1 protein-coding gene is annotated in these 1,151 nt (G+C 38.3%); it reads left to right on the top strand.

Going from position 1 to position 1,151, the window contains the following annotated elements:
* Positions 1–156: 156 nt before the first annotated feature.
* Complete coding sequence (locus HHO47_RS18975; protein WP_169021695.1) at positions 157–951, top strand: Cthe_2314 family HEPN domain-containing protein; 795 nt, start codon at positions 157–159, stop codon at positions 949–951.
* Positions 952–1,151 lie beyond the last annotated feature (200 nt).

The following is a 1,151-nucleotide window of genomic DNA, read 5'->3' as shown; positions in this document are numbered from 1 at the left end:
AGAATTGATTCAAAAGTATGGGTAAAAGTACCCCTAACAAGAAAATCAACAAGGACAAAAAACAGTTGGCTTTTGCTCCTTCGTCGCTTATTTTAGCCAACAATTTTTTGCCTGTTATTTAGGCGTTAGCTATCTTCGGTGTAATCAGGGAGCGAGATGGAAACTGAATATTTCTGGTGGGATCTTGAAGAGTCTACATTCAAGGGCGTACTTTATGATTCTATAAACATGTACTTCTTGCATGACCACCCTTATAAAAACTGGGAAGAATTTAAAGCTGCTGATCCTCATATGGCATACGCTCACTTAACCTATGTTAGATTTGATGCTTTGGAGCAACAGTTTGTTGACTTACGGGTGATACCTCAGATGCTAGGTGCAAAAGAAATTCCTTTGCCCTCCACGGTTCAAAATATAAATAGGTACGATTGGTTAAAATCTATAGTTGACCTGGCACTATTTCGCTTTTCTAGTTTGAGAGACATAGCATTTCACTTTGTAAACGAAGTTTTAGAAATTAACTTACCTGACCATAAGTTAAATATTAAACAATTAAGCAAAGTGCTAAAAGAAAATCATCCAGAAATACTGGAGCACTTAAAAGTTATAGATCAAACAGGGGTTCCGTTGCGCCAAGATCGCAATGAACGAGCACATAAAGGTTTTTGTAATTTATATACTGATGATGACCAAATGTTTAAAAATATGGCTTGGTCAGAATCACATAGTTCGTGCATTACAGGTTACGACTTAGTCAAAACATACGAAATGGCACGAGACAAGATTTATGATGTTGTCGTGAAAGAGATCAAAGAAGCTCTTCATGCCTGTATCGAATTAACTGATGATCTATACGTTTACTACCGTGATCGCCATGACGCTTTATCTAAAAATTCTAGAAGTGGCGTTTCACATCACTTCCATGGTTACCATAGAGTAAAAGATAGCTAACAAACCAAGTCAGCGGGACACTAACACGTAGGCTCCCGTCACTTCGTTCCGTATTTTAGCCTACGTGTTATTGCCCCTGCTTGGGGCGTTGGTATGACTCCCACTGTCAAGTTAAACGCACTGATCCTTGCCTAACTTTTTAAGCCATAATTACTTCAGCTCGAATTAGAGCGAGTTAATACATAGGATGAAGCAAGTAA

The organism is Pseudoalteromonas arctica (assembly GCF_012927645.1).
Lineage (GTDB): Bacteria > Pseudomonadota > Gammaproteobacteria > Enterobacterales > Alteromonadaceae > Pseudoalteromonas > Pseudoalteromonas arctica_A.
This window is presented reverse-complemented; position numbering and strand designations above follow the sequence as displayed.

What these genes read in the sequence shown, in the direction of transcription:
- HHO47_RS18975 (WP_169021695.1), top strand. Translation starts at nt 157, where the DNA reads ATGGAAACTGAATATTTCTGGTGGGATCTTGAAGAGTCTACATTCAAG.